Here is a 19198-nt window from a genome sequence, read left to right as displayed (position 1 = left end):
TCTCCATTATTGTTATCGCAAGCCGTTTATCACGGACAAGCTGCCTAGCGGCATACCATGTAACCACTCAATCAGGAGAAAACCTCAACACTTTCAGGTAGCATTTTGTACATCTAGATAACAAAGCGTAAACACAAAAGTCACACCCCCCCCCCCCTTTTAACAGACAAAGATGTAGCATTTTGTAGCACCATGGATAATTATGCTTAAATTCTGTAAACAAAATGATAGGCTGAGGCTCGTCTTAATGCGGTTTAGCAATGCATTTAAACAACATTGGGGATTATCTAAAAAGTGACGGTTAACGTTAGAAAACGATTCTTACTGCTCGTATTACTGAGTTGGTGCACCACACTGCAAGCTAAAGAAATTGAAACAGTTTCCGCCGGAGACTGGCAGATTTCCCTTGCTGCAGGTTATGGCGCACTCGAAAACCCAAGGGCAAAAGTTGAAAATATCAACACTTGGATACTGCCCACTTGGTATTACTACGGTGAGAACTTTTATGTCGAAAACTTCACCTTAGGTTACAGCTTGTACGAGTCAGAAAGCTTTATTGTTGACCTGCAGACACGCTTTAATGAGGACGGTTTTTTCTACGAATTCGATGGACTGAATAAACTATTATTGAGTGATATTTTAGGTTATACCCCAGTGAAAGAACCATTAAACCCTAAGATCAAAAAATTTGAGGAAATTGAACGCAATCTTTCCTACCTAGGTGGAGTCAATACCACTTGGGTGACGCCCTATCTCGATGTGAGTCTCGGGTACTTCCACGATATTACTGGAGTGCACCAAGGTAACGAGATCCAGCTTAGACTCAAACGCAGTCAAGCGTTTTCATGGGGGGCGCTCGGCTTTGAAGTCGGTGCGATTCGAAAAAGTGAAAACCTCGTCAGTTACTACTACAAACTCACCGAGGCTGAACAAGGCCCACTGCGTAGCAAATATCAACCCTCGGCCGCCATCAATTACCATGCCCGTACCGTGGTCAATGTGCCCATTTTCGACAATGTGAATTTTATTGGGATCCTCGAATATACTTGGTTGGGACAAGAAATCACTGATAGTGTGGTAATTGATAAAGCAGGCTATTTCTCTGGGTTTGTAGGGATTAGTTATGACTTCTAAACCCTATCGTTTAGGTTCACTCTGGTTCTCATATTGTGCTTATTGCAGCTTAGCCCTTATCTGTTTACTCAGCTCATCCATACTAGCCGACGAGATCAGGATCACACCAGACACTTGTGCAATTACCTTAGAAAGACCTACCTGCCACTTAGATCTACTTATAGAGTACCAATCACAGGTCCCACAATCCCTGTGCCTTTGGGTAGTAAAACATACCACTGCACTGGCCTGTTTCAACGATCGCCTCGATTTTAAATATCAGGTACAGCTAACGATTGCAGAAGACACAATGTTTGAATTAAGGGATTTTAAAAACAATCAGATAGTTACAACGGCGTTAGTTAAAGTCGCAAAATTTGAACCAGCAAACACCAGAAGACGCCGCGGTCTAAATTGGAACTTATTATGATAAGTACACCAACACCTGAGTCACTAACGCAGATTTTATTAGTAGAAGACGATATTCCCCTCGCAGAGTTAGTCTGTACTTATTTAACTCAAGAAGGGTACAGGACAATCCACATTGATAATGCTGAGGATGCTTTAGCTAGGCGAGATACCGATAACTTTGACTTAATCATTTGTGATGTCATGTTACCAGGATTAGATGGCTTTAGTTTTTACCCGCAATTGGCCGCGAGTTATCCCTGCCCGATTATCTTCCTGACAGCGCTCGATAATCATACCGATCAAATTCGTGGCCTGAATCTAGGTGCCTGCGACTACTTACTTAAACCCGTAGTACCACCACTACTGTTAGCACGCATCAAAGCAACTCTAAGGAAACAGCATAACCCCCTTAGCCGAAGTCAGCTCAAAATATACGACTTATCCCTAAACCCTAACCTGCAGCAAGTTTGTCTAGGAGATGAAGTCTTATCCTTCACTACTAAGGAATTTTCTTTACTGTGGATCTTCGCCTTACATGCAGGGAAAGTGCTCTCTCGGGAGTTTTTATTCGAGCAACTTGTCGGCCGCGAGTATGATGGTTTAGACAGGGCTATCGACTTAAAAATTAGCCGTCTGCGTAAACGCTTAGATGAGCTATATGTGCCAGGATTAGCTATTACAACTATTCATGGTAAGGGTTATTTATTCAACTACTTGCCAATCCAAGGTAGAGTCTGACCCATGAAATTTCAGTTCTACCGTTTATTTATATTTTTATTACTCTCATGTGGATTGGTCATTTGGAGCTTTGGGGAGCTTGCCGAACATTTCGCTGATGATGAATACAGTTACCAAATCAATGTCGATGACCTGCTACGAGTCGATAAAAAAACTCCTCAAATAATGCGCATAACCGCCGATTCACTCTCCCTCCCCGCCGATTTACATGCCTCTCTACAGCAAGGGGCAACCATCGCACTGCGTCATAGTGATAATGATCTCTATTACTATCGCCTAGATAAAACCACTAATGCCATATTAATGTTAGGCCCTATACAGACATCAACCCCTAAAGAACAAAATACTAGCTTAGTTCTATTAGGATTATATTCTTCACTTTGCTTAGTTGCATTTGGATGGATCTGGCCCATTTTTCGGGATCTTCACCATTTGCAACAGTCAGCAATTGAGTTTGGGCAATTGCCCCGTAAACGTCCCTTAGAAACGAATAAGCATTCGACTATTTTTCCCTTGGCTAAGGTGTTTAATAGTATCAGCCACCAAATTGTCGACTTCGTACAAATGCATAAGGAGCTGTCCCGCACCATCTCCCACGAGGTTCGTACACCTTTGGCCAGAATGCGATTTGTGCTGGAAATCATTCGACCACAAATTGCGCCCAATTATGCCAAGCGATTAAGTGAAGATATTGATGATATCGAACAACTTGCAGCTAATTACCTCTCTTTTGCCCGTCTAGAGCATAAGGAAGAAACCTTAAGTCAAGAGTTACAATCATTAACCCTTTTTATGGATAAACTCGCACATAAATACGCCATCTATCAGCCTAAGTTTAATATTGTATTTCACCATCAAGCGCAGCTGGCCCATTTCGATCCCATTACAATGACCATTGCAATTCAAAACCTAATCCAAAATGCAATGCGTTTTGCACATAATGAGATCCATGTGCATTTCTATCAAGAAGGAAACGTAAATCGTATCAGTGTCGAAGATGACGGTCCGGGCTTTGAAGGTAAAGGTAAAAAACTCTTTGCCGCCTTTGAACGGGATTCCCAGCAGAGCGATACCAGTGGTTATGGCTTAGGGCTGTATATAGTCAAAAAAATCGCCACTTGGCATTATGGCCAGCTGGAACTCTGCCGCTCAAAAACCTTGGGCGGCGCCGAAATCAGCATTATTTGGGATGATAAGTTAGTACATAAAGCTGATATAGGTTCTGACTAATTGAAGATAGTTATCAGTAACTAACCTTCAGCTAACGCGAATCTTTTACCAACATGGCTAATACTTCAAAGTGATCTGAATGGGGAAACAGATCAAACAGTTGCACCCGAGTTAACTGGTAGCCACGAATGTGGGCTAAATCCTTCGCCAGTGTTTTAGGATTACAACTGGAATACAAAATCGCCCTTGGGGCAAATTCACTTAACGCATCGCATAGGGACTCACCAATCCCGCGGCGCGGCGGATTAACGATAATCAAATCGGGCTTTGTTTGCGCCGCATCACCCTTGGCAAAATCGGTGGAATCGAGCGCCATAAACTGCACGTTATTCAGCCCCATCATTTGCGCCGACATCTTCGCGCAAGCAATTGCCTCGGCTTCGATTTCAATCCCAGTTAATGGGATATCTTTGGAGGCACAGTGCAAACCAAAGCCGCCCACACCACAAAATAAATCCCACAGCGAGTTTGGCGCAAATTCACCAACCCATTCACGGGCGGTTTGATACAGTTTTGCAGCAACCTGTGGATTCGTTTGAAAAAAGCTCTTTGGGCGAATAAACAAAGGCACATCGTTAAAGCGCTCTTCGAGGCGAGTATTTTCAGTTAAGAAAATTTCCTCATCCCCCTCAAGAATAGCCATATGAATGGGCTGAATGTTTACCGATACGACGTTGATTTGTGGAAATTCAGCCATCAGCGCGGGTAATTCCCGTTCGATACGGGCAATAGCATTAGGCGATCGCAGCACAAAACGCAGCAGATATTCGCCGCGCACTAGGCTGCGCGTCAGTAGAATAAACTTAAGCTCGCCTTTAGCTTTATCGATACGATACGGCGGGATACCCGCTTGCTGCACAAAACGTTCTAGGCGATGGAGTAACGCTTGCATATCAGCAGGGTACAGCAAGCAGTCACAAAGACTTACCGCCTCTCCATTTGGACTGACAATCCCCAGCACAGGCGCATGGGCGGCGCCAAGCACCACCATTTTCGCCTTGTTACGAAAGCCCTTGTCTTCACCCACTACGGGGGGCAAAAATTGAGTATTAGTGCTCACAACAAAAGGGGCTAACAATTGCTGCAATTCTTGGGTTTTCGCCGCCAATTGCTGTGCCATCGGGAGCGTAATATGGCGACAGGATTGGCATTGGCCTCGTTCAAAATACCCACATTGCACTAATGTACTCACAGCATCGTACCCACAGCAGTTCCCGTCTATCTTATCTATTGAGATGGCGAGTGAAATTGAGATGACAACTGAAGCATAACCAACACAGTCAAGGCCACAGTCAAAAAGCGCCACACTTTAGCGTTTTTATGCCGAAAAATCACCTTGAACCACAGCATCACGCCCAATGTTAGACAGAATTAAGTTAATCTGAGGCTGTCTACATCGGCGATTGGTGGACGTTTTCCTAACTTTTGTTCAATCCATTCAATTACTTCAGCAGAAGTGCTTCTAAAGGTGGTGAGCTTGCCACCATATAAACTCAGCAGCCTTGGATGCGAAACTGAGGTTTGCATCAAGGTATCCCTAGGCCGCTCAAAGGCAGAGCTTGCCTGTTTAGGTAGCACTCGCACGCCGCAATAGGTTTGCACTATCTTAGCCTTAAGCTCATCAATCGATGGGGAAAGTGGAAAGTAATGACGATAAATACCTAAGAGGTAATGAGTTTCAGATTCCGTTACTTGGGGAGGGGTATCGATGGACGCCAGCACTGTTTCAGTGGTGCCGATGAGCATTTGGCCATACCAAGGCATCACAAAAATCACTCGCTTATCGAAGCAGGATTCTAAATATAAAATCCCCTCTGGTGCAGGCAAGTCGAGCAATAAATGCGCTCCCTGCACCCAATCGATTTCAACACCCGCAAGTGGCGGGTCTACGTGAGCTAATACCTGATTAACCCACGGGCCTGCAGCATTTATCACTAACTTAGTTGCAATCTGTTGTACTTCGCCGCAATGGCGAAAACTCAGTTCAATATGCTCTTTTAAATGATTGAGCTGCAAAAACTCTGCCTCGACATAGATATGGGCGCCGAGTGCTTGAGCGCTACGCGCTACTGCTTGGGTAAGTAATTTATCGTCGGTTTGGGCATCCCAATATTGGAATACCGCCTTTAAACCAGAGAGTTTAAGCCCTTTAAAACGATGCCAATGCACCGCGGGAATAGAGACAAAACGCCCCAGTGGGTCGAATTCACTTAATAGCGCGTATAGACTCAATCCGGCACGAATCGTCAACGGATTGCGCTGGCTGTCCTGATAAACGGGAATGTAGAAAGGAACGGGTTTCACTAAGCTAGGCGCCAGATCCAGCAAATTGCGCCGCTCGAGCAATGACTTACGCACGAGATTAATTTGGCCACTTTCGAGATAACGTAAGCCACCGTGAATAAGCTTGCTGGAATTGGCTGAGGTTTGGCCGCCAATCTCACCCTTTTCGATAAGTAAGGTCGAGTAGCCCGCTGCAGCAGCATATTGGGCAATACCCACACCACTGATCCCGCCACCGATAATCGCAATATCGTATGAACTCATAGAGATTTTATCCATCTTTGCGTGCTTATGGCTAACGTATCCCAATACTTTCTAAGATAGCTCCCTAATCTATACTGGCATGCAACTGTGCTAAGGCTTTATCACACATAGCTTTTAGCGCCTTAAGATCATCAAGCTCAGCACCGATTTTACAGCGCATTAAATGTGGGATCTCACTGGCCTCACGCTTTAACGCCTGTCCAGAAGGCGTCAAACAGAGCACCCTAACTCTTTCATCCTGATCGCTACGACCACGACTTACCAATCCCTTTGACTCTAAACGCTTGAGTAAGGGCGTCAATGTACCCGAATCGAGGAATAATTTATCCCCTAAGGTTTTAACACTAATCCCCTGCTCCTGCCACAACACCAACATCACCAGATATTGGGGATAGGTTAAATCGAGCTTATCTAACATAGGACGATAAGCGCGGACCATGGCATTGGCAGCACTGTAAAGCGAGAAGCAAACCTGATTCTCTAAACATAACACATTGTCAGTATGGGGATTTTCAGGCATTTCTAGCGTATTTACCGCTGAAGATAACTCAGTATTTGGCATAGTCGATCCAAAAAACTTAAATATATTGCGCACAATATACTTGCATTCACACTAAAGGTCGAATTATAGTTTATCACAATTATATTGCACACAATTTAAATCATTCATTTAAAAACCGAGGAGCAAAACATGAAAACATTGTATGAAACACGAGCAACAGCAAGCGCAGGTCGTCAAGGACAAGTCAGCACAGATGATGGCTTATTAAATGTGGCACTGGCTTATCCAAAAGCCATGGGCGGAAGTGGGCTTGCGACCAACCCTGAACAACTCTTTGCAGCAGGTTATGCGGCGTGTTTTTCGAATGCCATTTTGCACGTTGCCAAAATGGCTAAAGTCGCCATTACAGAGGCTCCTGTGAGTGCCGTCGTCGGAATCGGCGCAAATGAGTCAGGTGGATTTGCGTTAACAGTGGCCTTAGAGGTCAGCCTCGATCTTCCTCAAGCAGATGCGCAAGCCTTAGTGCGTCATGCCCACCAAGTGTGTCCCTATTCCAATGCCACGCGTAATAATATCGATGTAAAACTGAACGTTAATGGTACAGCATTAAACTAAGCTACTAAAAAATAGGCTGAAAAGCACCTTGGGGTGCTTTCAGTTATTCGCTGCTTATTTCCCCAACAGTAAACCTGCCTCACTTCCCAAAAAACAGCTAATCGCGAGTTAACTAACATTTCTTAATGCTTAATTTAATCAAGGGGATTGAATTAAGTAGAGTAATAGTCAGAAATCCATTTAAAACACATCTTGTCCACGATTGTGGAGGCACTATGACTAAATACTTAACCAAATTCGCTCTGCTATGCTCCCTAGCATTAGCAATGCTAAGCACACCGAGTTGGGCCGACACCCCAAATACATCCGATCAAACTTGGCATTATGTAAACGCCCAAGGTGAGCTTAAGATCAAACTCTACTTTTTTTGGTCTAAAACCTGCCCACACTGTGCTGAAGCACACCCCTTTATCGATTCACTGCCACAAAAATATCCATGGATAGAACTCGAATCCCATATGGTTTCTGCGCCGGGAGTGCAGGATATTTGGCAAAATATCGCCGCGAAAACCACCACTGAAGCTCGCTCAGTCCCCTATATGGCTAGCTGTGAAAAAGCCATTGTGGGTTACTCGAGTGAAGCCGTGACCGGAGAGTTTCTCGTAAATCGTTTGAAGAATTGTTACTTATCCTTAGGTGGTCAGCTAAGTGAAGCGGATATGCCGACAAAAGGCACGCCGAGTTCAGCTCCTACCAGTAATGCGCCATTGTTTGGTACTTGTGGTTCTGACTCGGGCGAAGGCACCTGTGATGCATCAAGCCTGACAAGTACCGACCAAGCCGAAGTACAACCCGTTGAATTACCACTGGTTGGAGTGGTTACTCCCGAGACAATGTCACTCCCTTTATTGACCTTAGTGTTAGCAGGGGTCGATGCCTTTAACCCTTGTGCTTTCTTCGTGTTACTGTTTTTACTGTCTATTATGGTTAACGCCAAGAGCCGCAGCCGCATGCTGTTGGTAGGTGGTATCTTCGTATTCTTCTCCGGCTTTATTTACTTCCTGTTTATGACAGCGTGGCTGAATATCTTCAAACTGTTAGGTGCGGGTAGTGATGGCGGAATGATCATCTTAGCCGCAGGGATCTTGGCCTTGATCGCTGGGACGATTAACGTAAAAGACTACTTCTTTACCAAAGGTGAAGTCACCCTCTCAATGTCAGCGGAAAACCGCACTAGCCTTATCAAACGTATGGCCAAACTCTCTAATTCCAGTAGTTTAGGCGCCTTGATTCTGGGGTCAACGGTGCTAGCCATTTTAGCTAATGCCTATGAGTTGCTCTGCACTGCAGGCTTTCCAATGATTTATACCAGTGTACTGTCAATGCATAACTTGCCAGACATTGAGCGCTATATGTATCTAGTTTTATACAATATTGTCTATGTAATCCCACTGGCAATTATTGTCATTGTCTTTAGTGCGACCCTAGGTAAACGTAAATTGACCGAAAAAGAAGGACAAGCACTCAAGCTAATGTCCGGCGTGATGATGTTTGGTATGGGTATCGCGCTAGTAATTGATCCAACTGCGCTACAGAATGTAGGGCTAGCACTGGGATTAATTCTGGGGTCATTAGGGTTAACCGCCATCATAGTACTTAGCCGTAAGTTACTCGCGGCAAAAGCCAATAAAACGGCATAAGCTATAGCAGGGGTTGGATTGGCAAACTTGGGATAAAGGACTAAAGTAGATCCTGAGCTTGCCGATACAAAGACTCAGCTTACAATTGAGGTTAGTTATGTCTATTTCACTGAACACCCAAGCTATCACGCCAAACTTAGAAAACGGTGCCGTTGGCGTAAAAGTGGCCCAGTTAGCCAAGGAGCAGCAAAAGGCAGAAGGTCAAATTGCGGTTGATTTAATTAACGCAGCCACACCTCAGCCAGTGGGAAATTCCGGCCACAATATCAACACCACGGCCTGATCCTAGCTCAAGGTTTTACTAAAAAAACGCCCCAATATTCGGGGCGTTTTTTATCAAACCGCTTGTTAAACTATTCGCCGTAAGCAGCAAGCTAGCTCAAGAAAAAGCATTACCGTTGACATGCATAATAGTGAACGTCCACACCACAAAGGCCAGAGGGATATGCACTAAAGCATAAAAACATTGATCGAGCCGGCTCATCCCTTTGGCAAGCCAAATCAGATACAGATGCAAACCAATAACCAAGGGAAACAGGAGAAATAGCGGGTACAAGGCAAAAGGACTGGCATCGGCTAACAGGCTATGACTCAACAGTGCCCAGCCCACCATTAAGGCTGTAGTTAAAGGTGGGGTTGCAACACGATACTGCTCTGGATAGGGAAACATCCTAGGCCTCTTACACTTAATGATTAGCAACTTTGTCAATAAAGCCACGTGGGCTCACTGCGATGGTTTTCGCGCGATTAGCTGTGCCTTTAAACTCTGCGCACCTGAAACTGGATCGCTTAACCGCCCTTCAAAGTAATGCAATGGCTGCCAGTTAGCAAATACGGATTGCAGTTCGTTCTCTCTGAGTAAAAAATCAGGGTTGCGAGGGCGACCAATTTGCGCTTGCTGCCAAGTAAAGGTCTCATAAACAATCAGCCCACCATGTTTTATGCTTGAAGCGATTTGCGGAAACAGTGGCCGATGTAAGTAATTAAAGACGAGCACTATATCAAAGGTTTCTTGGGGTAATTCAGGTGCACTGCCATCTTCTAAATTCCACTGCCAATGATGTGCTTTGTCGTGTGCCAGCTTGGCCATGGCACTCAAATCTTGGTCGATAAAAGTTACTTCACAACCTTGTGCCAAAAACCAAAAGCCATTTCGGCCCGAGCCACAGGCTAAATCCAGTACCTTTAGCCCCACAAGCTCTGGCCATGTAAACTGGGTAATTAAGCTCGAGGCCTTGCAGAATGTGGCGTGCGTCATCCCTTTATCTCTTTCTTAGTATCAATTTGTCTGCGATGCACTATCGAATAATGCCTCAGTCCCGATGGACCATGCGAGACTATTACAGATAAAAATAACACTAAGATAAACAACTCAGGCTTGTAGTTGGCGAATGGGACAAAAAGGCAAAGCATAGCTAATTTCCCTAAGGTTAACACACCTTTAAGCTGAATGAGCCAACGCCAATCCCTGAAGATTTCCCACATCATTAATATGATGCCGGTACTCATGGCCAGATACCAATAATTCAGCCAAAAGGATTTTTCGACAGAAAGTAATATCCCTCCGCCCGCGCCCGCAATCCCCAAGATATGCAAAGCCCTTAAGGTTGTTTTACTAAGTCTCTGTACCCAAAAACTTTTTTCAGAAATCTGCTGCCCAGACATAGATTTAACCCCTTAACACCACACAGGTAACATTTTGGAAAAATATAATTCATTTTTCAAAAAAACACTGGTGACAGTTAATTATTTATTGAATACTCACATTATAAGAGCTCGCATATTTAAACCCAAGCACAAATAAATAAACAATCACAAACAAATCAAATAATTAAAAATACTTTCACTTATCCTTCCCGATTAAATGTCAATTAATAAAATATAATTTAGCCCACCAAATTATGTTAACTAGCGCAAGTTTTACCGTATAACTTAGGTGATTAACTTCAATTTCGTTAATATTTTAAGCCGTATTGCACATTTCAATTATGTAATTCTCGGTGTAACAATCGTTATGTGACCTAAGTACGCATATACCTCTTTAGATAGTGATAACTTTGTCCATGGAGAATGCTCTAAAAGTGCGTGAGCTAAGCAAAATATAAATATCACGCCATAATTAATACCCCTTATTAAGTAGATGAAATGTACGGCGGAGGAACTACTATGTTCACAAGAAAGATTCAAAAAACAGCACTAGCCATGCTGATCTCTGGCGCAATGGCAGGCACAGCCTATGCCGCTCCAGAAGTACTAGCCGATTTTCACGGTGAAATGGGCGGCTGTGATAGCTGCCACGTATCAGACAAAGGTGGCGTAACTAACGACAACCTGACCCATGAAAATGCCCAATGCGTTAGCTGCCACGGTGATTTAAAAGAACTGGCTGCAGCAGCACCCAAAGATAAAGTTTCTCCGCACAAATCTCACTTAATTGGTGAAATCGCTTGTACTAGCTGCCACAAAGGCCACGAAAAATCAGTAGCTTATTGTGATGCTTGCCATAGCTTCGGCTTCGATATGCCATTTGGCGGCAAGTGGGAACGTAAGTTTGTCCCTGTTGATGCAGACAAAGCCGCTCAAGATAAAGCCATTGCAGCAGGTGTGAAAGAAACCACAGACGTTGTGATTATCGGTTCTGGTGGTGCTGGTCTTGCCGCTGCCGTATCTGCCCGAGATGCTGGCGCGAAAGTGATTCTGTTAGAAAAAGAACCTATCCCAGGTGGTAACACTAAACTGGCTGCTGGTGGTATGAACGCCGCAGAAACTAAGCCACAGGCTAAGTTAGGTATCGAAGATAAGAAACAAATCATGATCGACGACACTATGAAAGGTGGTCGTAACATCAACGATCCTGAATTAGTCAAAGTACTAGCTAACAACTCCTCAGACTCAATCGATTGGTTAACCTCTATGGGTGCCGACATGACTGACGTGGGTCGTATGGGTGGTGCGAGCGTTAACCGTAGTCACCGTCCAACTGGTGGTGCGGGTGTAGGTGCTCACGTTGCGCAAGTACTGTGGGACAACGCTGTTAAGCGTGGTACCGACATTCGCTTAAACAGCCGTGTAGTGCGTATCCTTGAAGATGCGAGCGGTAAAGTGACCGGCGTTTTAGTGAAAGGTGAATACACTGGTTACTATGTGATCAAAGCCGATGCAGTCGTCATTGCAGCGGGTGGTTTTGCGAAAAACAACGAACGTGTTGCTAAATACGATCCTAAGTTAAAAGGCTTTAAAGCGACCAACCACCCAGGTGCGACGGGTGATGGCTTAGACGTAGCTCTGCAAGCGGGTGCAGCAACACGTGACTTAGAATACATCCAAGCTCACCCCACTTACTCTCCAGCGGGTGGCGTAATGATCACCGAGGCAGTACGTGGTAACGGTGCGATCGTGGTGAACCGTGATGGTGACCGTTTCATGAACGAAATCACTACCCGTGACAAAGCATCTGCTGCGATCCTGAAACAAAAAGGTGAAAGCGCTTACCTAGTATTCGATGACTCTATCCGTAAGAGCTTAAAAGCCATCGAAGGCTATGTTCACTTGAACATTGTTAAAGAAGGTAAAACCATCGAAGAGTTAGCGAAACAAATCGATGTACCTGCAGCTGAATTGGCAAAAACAGTAACGGCCTACAACGGTTTCGTTAAATCAGGTAAAGATGCTCAATTTGAACGTCCTGATTTACCACGTGAATTAGTTGTAGCACCTTTCTACGCCTTAGAAATCGCACCAGCGGTTCACCACACTATGGGTGGTCTGGTGATTGATACTAAAGCCGAAGTGAAGAGTGAGAAAACCGGTAAACCTATCGCTGGTTTATACGCTGCGGGTGAAGTGACTGGTGGTGTTCACGGTGCTAACCGTTTAGGTGGTAACGCTATCTCTGATATCGTCACCTACGGCCGTATCGCGGGTGCATCTGCCGCTAAATTCGCTAAAGATAATTAATATCAATAAGTTCTAGGTTAATGGACTAACCTTAAGCTCACATAGCACGACCATGAGAGCCAAGCTTGAATACTCAAGCTTATCCATACAAGCGAGCCGTCAGGGGCTCGCTTTTTTTATGGCTTTTTGTGCAATAGATGACAAAGCTCACTCTTTTTACGGGGTAAATTCATCACCAGAGGACAAATGTCGTCGAGTCACATACACTCAGTGCCAGTAACAATGTAACCCTGAGGTGATTGGAATGAGAATTGGATTTTTTAGCGCAAAACACTACGACATGCAGCATTTTAATCGTACTAATGCCGCATTTGGTGCGCAAATTGAGTATTTCGATTATCGTCTCTGCATGCAAACGGTAAAACTTGCCGAAGGTTTCGAGGTCGTTTGCGCATTTGTTAACGACTCTCTTTGTGAAGAAGTACTGGTCGAGCTCGCTAAGGGCGGCACCAAAATCATCGCCATGCGCTGTGCAGGCTTTAACAATGTCGACTTAGTCGCCGCGAAACGTTTAGGGATGCAAGTGGTCAACGTACCCGCCTATTCCCCCGAATCCGTAGCCGAGCATACCGTTGCCTTAATGCTCACGTTGAACCGCAAGATCCATAAAGCCTACCAACGTACCCGTGATGCGAACTTTTCCCTCGAAGGCTTAGTCGGCTTCAATATGTTTGGTAAAACCGTTGGTGTGATCGGCACGGGGAAAATTGGAGTAGCCACCATTAAGGTGCTACTCGGTTTTGGCTGTAAAGTGATTGCCTTTGACCCCTACCCTAATCCAGCGGTAGAAGCGCTCGATGTGGAATATCAGGATCTGGATACCATTTACGCCACCAGCGATATTATTAGCCTGCATTGCCCGTTAACACCCGATAACCATCATCTGCTGAATAAAGACAGTTTTGCCAAGATGAAACCCGGCGTTATGGTGATCAACACTAGCCGCGGCGGCTTACTCAATGCCTTTGATGCAATGGAAGCCTTAAAACTAGGGCAAATTGGTGCATTAGGGCTAGACGTATATGAAAACGAAAAAGAACTCTTTTTCGAAGACAAATCTAACCAAATCATTCAAGACGATGTTTTCCGTCGCCTATCAGCCTGCCATAACGTGATTTTCACCGGTCACCAGGCCTTTCTCACCGAAGAAGCATTAGGCGCGATTGCCAACACCACCCTAAGCAATGTGCAAGCGGTACTCGCGGGTAAACGTTGTGGTAATGAACTGTTTTAACTGACAGATAAATACCTGACTGCTAAAGTGAGGCTTCAACATTGAAGCCTCACAGAGAGAATCTCAATATGTTAGTGACTCAGCAAACTCAGGATATCAACACGCCCTCAGGGCTAATGCGTACTTATCTCTATCGCCCAGATGCCAGCGGGCAATTCCCATGTATCATTTTTTATTCTGAGATATTTCAGCAAACGACGCCCATTGCCCGTACCGCAACCATACTCGCTGGCCATGGTTTTATGGTGTTAGTCCCTGAGGTGTTTCACGAGCTTAATCCTATCGGCACAGTGCTCGCCTACGATGATGTCGGTAAAGACAAAGGCAATGCTGATAAATTCGCCAAACCCTTAGAGCAGCATGATAGCGACACCCAAGCCCTGATCGATTTTGCCCGTCAGCAAAGCTATTGTACAGGTCACGTTGGCAGCATGGGCGTCTGTATTGGCGGCCATTTAGCCTACCGCGCTGCACTCAATCCTAAGATTTTAGGAGCTTTTTGCCTTTATCCCACCGACATACATTCCAATACCTTACCCTGTGCCTATGGTAATGACTCTCTCACTCGCACAGGCGATATTCAAGGGGAATTAGTATTAGTGTTTGGCAAGCAAGATCCCCATGTATCACCTGAAGGTCGGGTACTGATCCACCAGCAACTGATGGCTAAAAACCGCAATTTCAGTTGGCTTGAGGTCAATGCTCAACATGCCTTTATGCGTGATGAAGGCGAGCGTTACGATCCCGCACTGGCACTGCAAATGTATCAGCAAGCAATCGCATTTTTTAGCAGAGTCCTCAGGTAGTTAACATCATCTATACTAAGTTCTGTTGAAAACATAAGGTTCTGATCATCGCAACTTTAATCTTCAGCGATAGAAAAAATCTGGCTGCCCTGTCGAAAAGATTAGGCTTCAACTAGGCTTAATTAGGCATTCTCGCGGTGAGAATGAAGACTAGGGAAGAAAAGATGAACAAAACCATATTACTTCTAGCTTGTTTAGTGGGACTCGTTGGTTGCAGCTCACAGTACATTATGAGTACTAAGGATGGCAAAATGATCACCTCCGATAGCAAGCCTAAACTGGATAAAACTACGGGGATGTATCTTTATTATGATGAAGATGGACGAGAAGTGATGATAAAACAAGATGATGTCACTCAAATTATTGAGCGATAACAAGTTAAAAATTTTAGCGTACACACCTTCTCTAAAGGTAACTATCAATAATATTGCGCACCTAAAGATGAAGAAATGAAGGGCTTAACTCTTTAAGCCCTTCATTTCTTTCGCACCAATCTCAATCTTAAGCTGCCATGGCATTATATAGTGGTAATACACACATCATATTCAAGCAACTTAAGTAGTTGATTTAAAACTATCTTAAACGGCTTTGACTATAAGCAATCAGTTCTTGGTTGCTGACACGAGTGATAAAAGCATCATCGAGGAAAAAGTCTACATCATTGCCAACTTTATGGCCTGATAACAACTGAGTGCTGCCATCCTCGTAAGCCAAGGTCATAGTAACCGTCTGGTCATCAGGGTAAGCAATTTGCGCCTGAGTCAATTTAACGGGCGCCGATTTCAGATCATCACTCACATGGGGATTGATCTTAAAGATGGCCTCGACTGGCATATCAACCACCGCGGGAGCTTTATCGGTAATCAGATTCTTACCAGTCCAAAACTCAATGGTATTAAAGATGAATAGATCGCCTGTCGCCGCGATGCCATACACTGGGCTTAACAGCATAAACAAGCCTGCACGACCATAACGATTATCCACCGCACTTAAATTTCCCTTAGTCACCAATTGGCTTAAGCCCATTTGTCCCATACAGCCTGTTAGTTGGGTCGCGAGCAGCGTGCCAATCGTCACCGCTAAAAGTTTAGATTTCATTAGATTCGATCCATTAGATAAAAACAAAAGCGCGGATTTTACGGATTCGTGAGCACTAAACCGTGCAACAGGGCACAATCTAAGGTAAACAAATGGAGGGAAATGTAATCAACACCACTGATTTTGTTATAAAAAATATGTTAAGCAACGAAAACTCACGCCAAGATAATAAAACTAAGAGCTTACGAGTGCGCCGACAACAGTTTGCTAATACATGTACAGCTGCGGCGCACGTAGAAAGGGGATTACTCCAGATCAAACTTCTTTTTTCCATCCTGCAACGCTTGGCGCTCGGCTAAAGGCGCCTGATCCGCCAGTTTTAATACCGCCTTTTGCAACATTAGGTTGTTGGGGTAGGTAATGGTATCGCCATTATCACGATGGATAAGCACATGAAAGAGCGCGATTTCAATGATCACGCCACTGATATCTTCATCCTTATCCACGACCCGAATGCGCTCACCGATACGGTATGGAAACACAAAAAAGATCAGCACTCCGGCAGTTAAATTACTCAATATCGACCACTGGGCGACTAAAGCGACCCCCATCACCGCAAATGCGGAGGAGACAAACAGCGACACATCCTGATAGCCCAATCCAAGGGACACCGCCATTAGAGACAAGGTGATAAAAAACATCACATAGGAAATAAACCGAGTCACAAGACTGGTACGGGCCGCACTGACTTGCTTCATCAATGAGAGTTTTTTCACCCATTGAGTTAATGCGCGCTGCAAAAAGATAAACACCGTAAGATAAATACAGGCAAGTAGGATTTGATTTGTCATAATAGTCACTTAAAAAACGAAACCAGCTGAATTCTATCTTTTTTGCACCTGCACGCAAATCAGCTCAACGCAAATAGAGTAATAACGACCATGGCCGACGCAATTCTGTTACACGAAACTCAAGATACATTCGGGCCGATCCGCGTGCTCGACTATGGAGATTCGCGCGTGCTCTCCTTCGGTGACAACGATGAGCAAAGCAAAATCCTAAAAACGGCCCCCCATATCCCACAACATACCTATGTACAGGGCATGATGCTCGTCTTGTTATTTTGTAAACCCAAAAGTGCGATAGTACTGGGTCTGGGTGGCGGTGCGCTTATCCATGTACTGCGCCGATTTGACGCAGCCATCAAGTTGACCGCTGTAGAACTTCGTCCCACAGTTATCGAGCTGGCCAAGCGTTACTTCCAGCTACCAATAGGTAAAAAACTAAATGTTATCAACGATGATGCCCTCGTCTTTATGGCATCGGCCGAGCATAAAAAAGTGGATGTGATTTTTGCTGATATCTACAGCGCCAAGGGCGTTAACACAGGGCAACTCTCTGCCACCTTCCTTGAGCAATGTACTCAACGGATTAAACCCAATGGCTATTTAGTACTCAACTGCTGGAAGGAGCATAGCCAAAATCGTGAGTTACTGGCTGATCTGCAACAGCATTTTGCCCACGTTCATGCCTGCCTCACCAGCGGTGGCAACTGGGTGATATTTGCCAGTCAAACACCGCAATCTTTGGGCGCATCGGCACTAAAGAGTCAGGCGCAAACCCTGTCACAGCAACTGGATTTTGCCCTTGAGCGCTCACTAACACGTTTTGGCCCTTGGAATTAAGATTAATCTCAGTCAAATAGCGTAAATTAGTTAACCCTAAGACTCAGCTTTGCTATGCTTCTCACTCTCCACAGATATGAGTTGTCACCATGAAAAATAAGAATAAATTTTTGTTAAGCGTTATGGCTCTGGCGTGCCTTAACTCTCTCAATGCTAACGCCGAAACCTTTAGTTTTGACACTCGTAATTCACTGAATTCAGATACTTTAGTTCTGTTCCACAGTGCAGATTCAACAACCTATAGTCTCGATTTTTTGCCCCAGTCGACCCAAGACCAACTCAATCTTGCCGTGGCCGACAATAGTTTTTCGGGTAAACGCGGCGAAGTATTAGAGATTTTAGTCCCGAGCGAAATCGATGCCAAGCGTGTGTTACTCGTTGGAATTGGCGATGCTAAGACTCTAACACCTGGTGAAATCAATACGTTAGGTGGCAACATTGCCGCCAAGCTTGAAACCGTGCCGCAAGCCACAGTACGTGTACTGACCCAAGGCCTCAATAACGCGCCGCTGTTTGGCTCAGAACTGGCCCACGGCATCGAGCTGCGCAGCTATCGCTACACCCAATTTAAAGCGAGCAATCGCGTTGAAAAAAACTATCAAATCGGCGTTGATGATTTAAGCCTCAACCAAAAACACCATAAGAATCTACAAGCCGTAGAAGCCGGTGTGTTTTTAGCGCGGGATCTCACCAATGCACCTGCGGGGAACATGTATCCCGAAAGCTTTGCTAATGAGGCTCGTAAGCTCAAATCCTTGGGCGTTAAAGTCACCGTACTTGAAGCGAAAGATATTGAACGTTTAAACCTTGGGGCCTTAGCCGCAGTAGGAAAAGGCAGCGAGCGCCCTCCAAAACTGGTGGTTGCCCATTGGCCCGGTAGTAAAGACGCGCCAATCGCCCTCGTCGGCAAAGGGATTACCTTTGACTCTGGCGGTTACAACATAAAAGCAACGGGAACCTCTATCGCGCGGATGAAGTCCGATATGGCGGGCGCAGCAACTGTGCTTGGCACCGTAAAAGCCATGGCGATTCAAAAGGCACCGGTGAACCTGGTCGCTATTATGCCGATGGCTGAAAATATGGTGTCGGGCCATGCGATGATCCCTGGCGATGTGATCACCACTGCGCAGGGGCTGACTGTTGAAGTGCTAAATACCGATGCCGAAGGTCGTTTAGTGTTAGCCGATGGCCTATGGTATGCCCGTGAAAACTACCGACCATCGGTAATCATCGATGTTGCCACCCTTACAGGCTCAAAAGTCAGTGCGCTAGGCACTGTTTATGCTGGATTATTTACTGATTCAGAGCAGCTAGTGCAGCAGCTCACCTTTGCTGGCCAGCAGGTGGGTGAAAAAGTTTGGCGTTTACCCTTGGATCAAGCCTACGACGATGAACTCAAATCCACCATCGCTGATTTAAAGAATACCGGTAAGGAAGGCAGCGCAGGAGCATCTGCGGCAGCTATGTTCCTTAAACGCTTTGCGGGCGATCAGCCTTGGGCGCATCTTGATATTGCTGGTCATGCCCTCACCGCAACTGATACCGCTGTAGTCCCAGCAGGTGCAACAGGTTATGGCGTGCGTTTACTTAGCACTTGGCTAACCCAGCCCAAAGCGCAAAACTAGAAACTAGAAACTAGAAACTAGAAACTAGAAACTAGAAACTAGAAACTAGAAACTAGA

21 protein-coding genes are annotated in these 19198 nt (G+C 45.1%); 13 read left to right on the top strand and 8 right to left on the bottom strand.

Going from position 1 to position 19198, the window contains the following annotated elements; translation table 11 throughout:
- Positions 1-294 precede the first annotated feature (294 nt).
- From H9J30_RS09770 to H9J30_RS09755, 4 genes are read left to right on the top strand one after another with little or no spacing between them, the layout of a single operon-like run.
- Positions 295-1134, top strand: a complete 840-nt coding sequence (locus H9J30_RS09770; RefSeq protein WP_240130860.1) for a MipA/OmpV family protein — start codon at positions 295-297, stop codon at positions 1132-1134.
- On the top strand, positions 1124-1543 hold the full coding sequence (locus H9J30_RS09765) for a DUF3019 domain-containing protein (protein WP_240130859.1): 420 nt from the start codon (positions 1124-1126) through the stop codon (positions 1541-1543). The genes H9J30_RS09770 and H9J30_RS09765 overlap by 11 nt, the downstream gene beginning before the upstream one ends.
- Positions 1540-2262 carry a response regulator transcription factor gene (locus H9J30_RS09760; RefSeq protein WP_240130858.1) on the top strand — a complete coding sequence of 241 codons (723 nt, stop codon included), beginning with the start codon at positions 1540-1542 and terminating at the stop codon, positions 2260-2262. Before H9J30_RS09765 ends, H9J30_RS09760 begins: the two co-directional genes overlap by 4 nt.
- A gap of 3 nt (positions 2263-2265) precedes the next feature.
- Positions 2266-3492, top strand: coding sequence for an ATP-binding protein (locus tag H9J30_RS09755; RefSeq protein ID WP_240130857.1), 1227 nt, complete (start codon positions 2266-2268; stop codon positions 3490-3492).
- Between the two features lie 31 nt (positions 3493-3523).
- Here H9J30_RS09755 and rlmC read toward each other — a convergent pair whose 3' ends face one another.
- The 3 genes from rlmC to ohrR all read right to left on the bottom strand — a co-directional run bounded on the left by rlmC (position 3524) and on the right by ohrR (position 6601).
- The gene (gene rlmC, locus H9J30_RS09750) at positions 3524-4684 is read right to left on the bottom strand and encodes a 23S rRNA (uracil(747)-C(5))-methyltransferase RlmC (RefSeq protein ID WP_240130856.1); all 1161 of its coding nucleotides are present in this window, start codon (positions 4682-4684) and stop codon (positions 3524-3526) included.
- A gap of 179 nt (positions 4685-4863) precedes the next feature.
- A complete protein-coding gene (locus H9J30_RS09745; RefSeq protein ID WP_240130855.1) occupies positions 4864-6039 on the bottom strand; it encodes a glycerol-3-phosphate dehydrogenase/oxidase in 1176 nt (391 codons plus the stop codon).
- 64 nt (positions 6040-6103) lie between these two features.
- Positions 6104-6601 carry a transcriptional regulator OhrR gene (gene ohrR, locus H9J30_RS09740; RefSeq protein WP_240130854.1) on the bottom strand — a complete coding sequence of 166 codons (498 nt, stop codon included), beginning with the start codon at positions 6599-6601 and terminating at the stop codon, positions 6104-6106.
- A 129-nt stretch (positions 6602-6730) separates the two neighbouring features.
- Between ohrR and ohr the strand changes: the two genes are divergently transcribed.
- The 3 genes from ohr to H9J30_RS09725 all read left to right on the top strand — a co-directional run bounded on the left by ohr (position 6731) and on the right by H9J30_RS09725 (position 9079).
- Complete coding sequence (gene ohr / locus H9J30_RS09735; protein WP_240130853.1) at positions 6731-7156, top strand: organic hydroperoxide reductase Ohr; 426 nt, start codon at positions 6731-6733, stop codon at positions 7154-7156.
- A gap of 215 nt (positions 7157-7371) precedes the next feature.
- Positions 7372-8796: a cytochrome C biosynthesis protein gene (locus H9J30_RS09730; RefSeq protein WP_240130852.1), complete on the top strand. Its 1425-nt coding sequence runs from the start codon at positions 7372-7374 to the stop codon at positions 8794-8796.
- 97 nt (positions 8797-8893) lie between these two features.
- Entirely contained in the window at positions 8894-9079 is a 186-nt protein-coding gene (locus H9J30_RS09725) for a hypothetical protein (protein WP_011071249.1), read from the top strand.
- Positions 9080-9175: 96 nt separating this feature from the next.
- On the opposite strand, the gene H9J30_RS09720 is transcribed toward H9J30_RS09725, so the two are convergent.
- The 3 genes from H9J30_RS09720 to H9J30_RS09710 are packed head-to-tail and all read right to left on the bottom strand — an operon-like array spanning position 9176 to position 10461.
- Entirely contained in the window at positions 9176-9466 is a 291-nt protein-coding gene (locus H9J30_RS09720; protein WP_240130851.1) for a hypothetical protein, read from the bottom strand.
- A 54-nt stretch (positions 9467-9520) separates the two neighbouring features.
- Positions 9521-10054: a class I SAM-dependent methyltransferase gene (locus H9J30_RS09715; protein WP_240130850.1), complete on the bottom strand. Its 534-nt coding sequence runs from the start codon at positions 10052-10054 to the stop codon at positions 9521-9523.
- Complete coding sequence (locus H9J30_RS09710; RefSeq protein WP_240130849.1) at positions 10051-10461, bottom strand: hypothetical protein; 411 nt, start codon at positions 10459-10461, stop codon at positions 10051-10053. Before H9J30_RS09710 ends, H9J30_RS09715 begins: the two co-directional genes overlap by 4 nt.
- Before the next feature lie 501 nt (positions 10462-10962).
- Between H9J30_RS09710 and fccA the strand changes: the two genes are divergently transcribed.
- The 4 genes from fccA (at position 10963) to H9J30_RS09690 (ending at position 15167) form a co-directional block, all read left to right on the top strand.
- On the top strand, positions 10963-12753 hold the full coding sequence (gene fccA, locus H9J30_RS09705; protein ID WP_240130848.1) for a fumarate reductase flavoprotein subunit FccA: 1791 nt from the start codon (positions 10963-10965) through the stop codon (positions 12751-12753).
- 244 nt (positions 12754-12997) lie between these two features.
- Positions 12998-13987 carry a 2-hydroxyacid dehydrogenase gene (ldhA, locus tag H9J30_RS09700; RefSeq protein ID WP_240130847.1) on the top strand — a complete coding sequence of 330 codons (990 nt, stop codon included), beginning with the start codon at positions 12998-13000 and terminating at the stop codon, positions 13985-13987.
- A gap of 68 nt (positions 13988-14055) precedes the next feature.
- Complete coding sequence (locus tag H9J30_RS09695) at positions 14056-14793, top strand: dienelactone hydrolase family protein (protein ID WP_240130980.1); 738 nt, start codon at positions 14056-14058, stop codon at positions 14791-14793.
- A gap of 164 nt (positions 14794-14957) precedes the next feature.
- Entirely contained in the window at positions 14958-15167 is a 210-nt protein-coding gene (locus tag H9J30_RS09690; RefSeq protein WP_240130846.1) for a YgdI/YgdR family lipoprotein, read from the top strand.
- Between the two features lie 199 nt (positions 15168-15366).
- Here H9J30_RS09690 and H9J30_RS09685 read toward each other — a convergent pair whose 3' ends face one another.
- Together H9J30_RS09685 and H9J30_RS09680 are read right to left on the bottom strand one after the other, a co-directional pair.
- Positions 15367-15891 (bottom strand): DUF3332 domain-containing protein, encoded by a 525-nt coding sequence (locus tag H9J30_RS09685; protein ID WP_240130845.1) that lies wholly within the window; start codon positions 15889-15891, stop codon positions 15367-15369.
- 245 nt (positions 15892-16136) lie between these two features.
- On the bottom strand, positions 16137-16682 hold the full coding sequence (locus H9J30_RS09680; RefSeq protein WP_240130844.1) for a mechanosensitive ion channel family protein: 546 nt from the start codon (positions 16680-16682) through the stop codon (positions 16137-16139).
- A 90-nt stretch (positions 16683-16772) separates the two neighbouring features.
- On the opposite strand from H9J30_RS09680, the gene H9J30_RS09675 reads away from it, so the two are divergent.
- Together H9J30_RS09675 and H9J30_RS09670 are read left to right on the top strand one after the other, a co-directional pair.
- Entirely contained in the window at positions 16773-17516 is a 744-nt protein-coding gene (locus H9J30_RS09675; protein WP_240130843.1) for a spermidine synthase, read from the top strand.
- A gap of 89 nt (positions 17517-17605) precedes the next feature.
- The gene (locus tag H9J30_RS09670; RefSeq protein ID WP_240130842.1) at positions 17606-19141 is read left to right on the top strand and encodes a leucyl aminopeptidase; all 1536 of its coding nucleotides are present in this window, start codon (positions 17606-17608) and stop codon (positions 19139-19141) included.
- Positions 19142-19198 lie beyond the last annotated feature (57 nt).

The organism is Shewanella cutis (assembly GCF_022410515.1).
Lineage (GTDB): Bacteria > Pseudomonadota > Gammaproteobacteria > Enterobacterales > Shewanellaceae > Shewanella > Shewanella cutis.
This window is presented reverse-complemented; position numbering and strand designations above follow the sequence as displayed.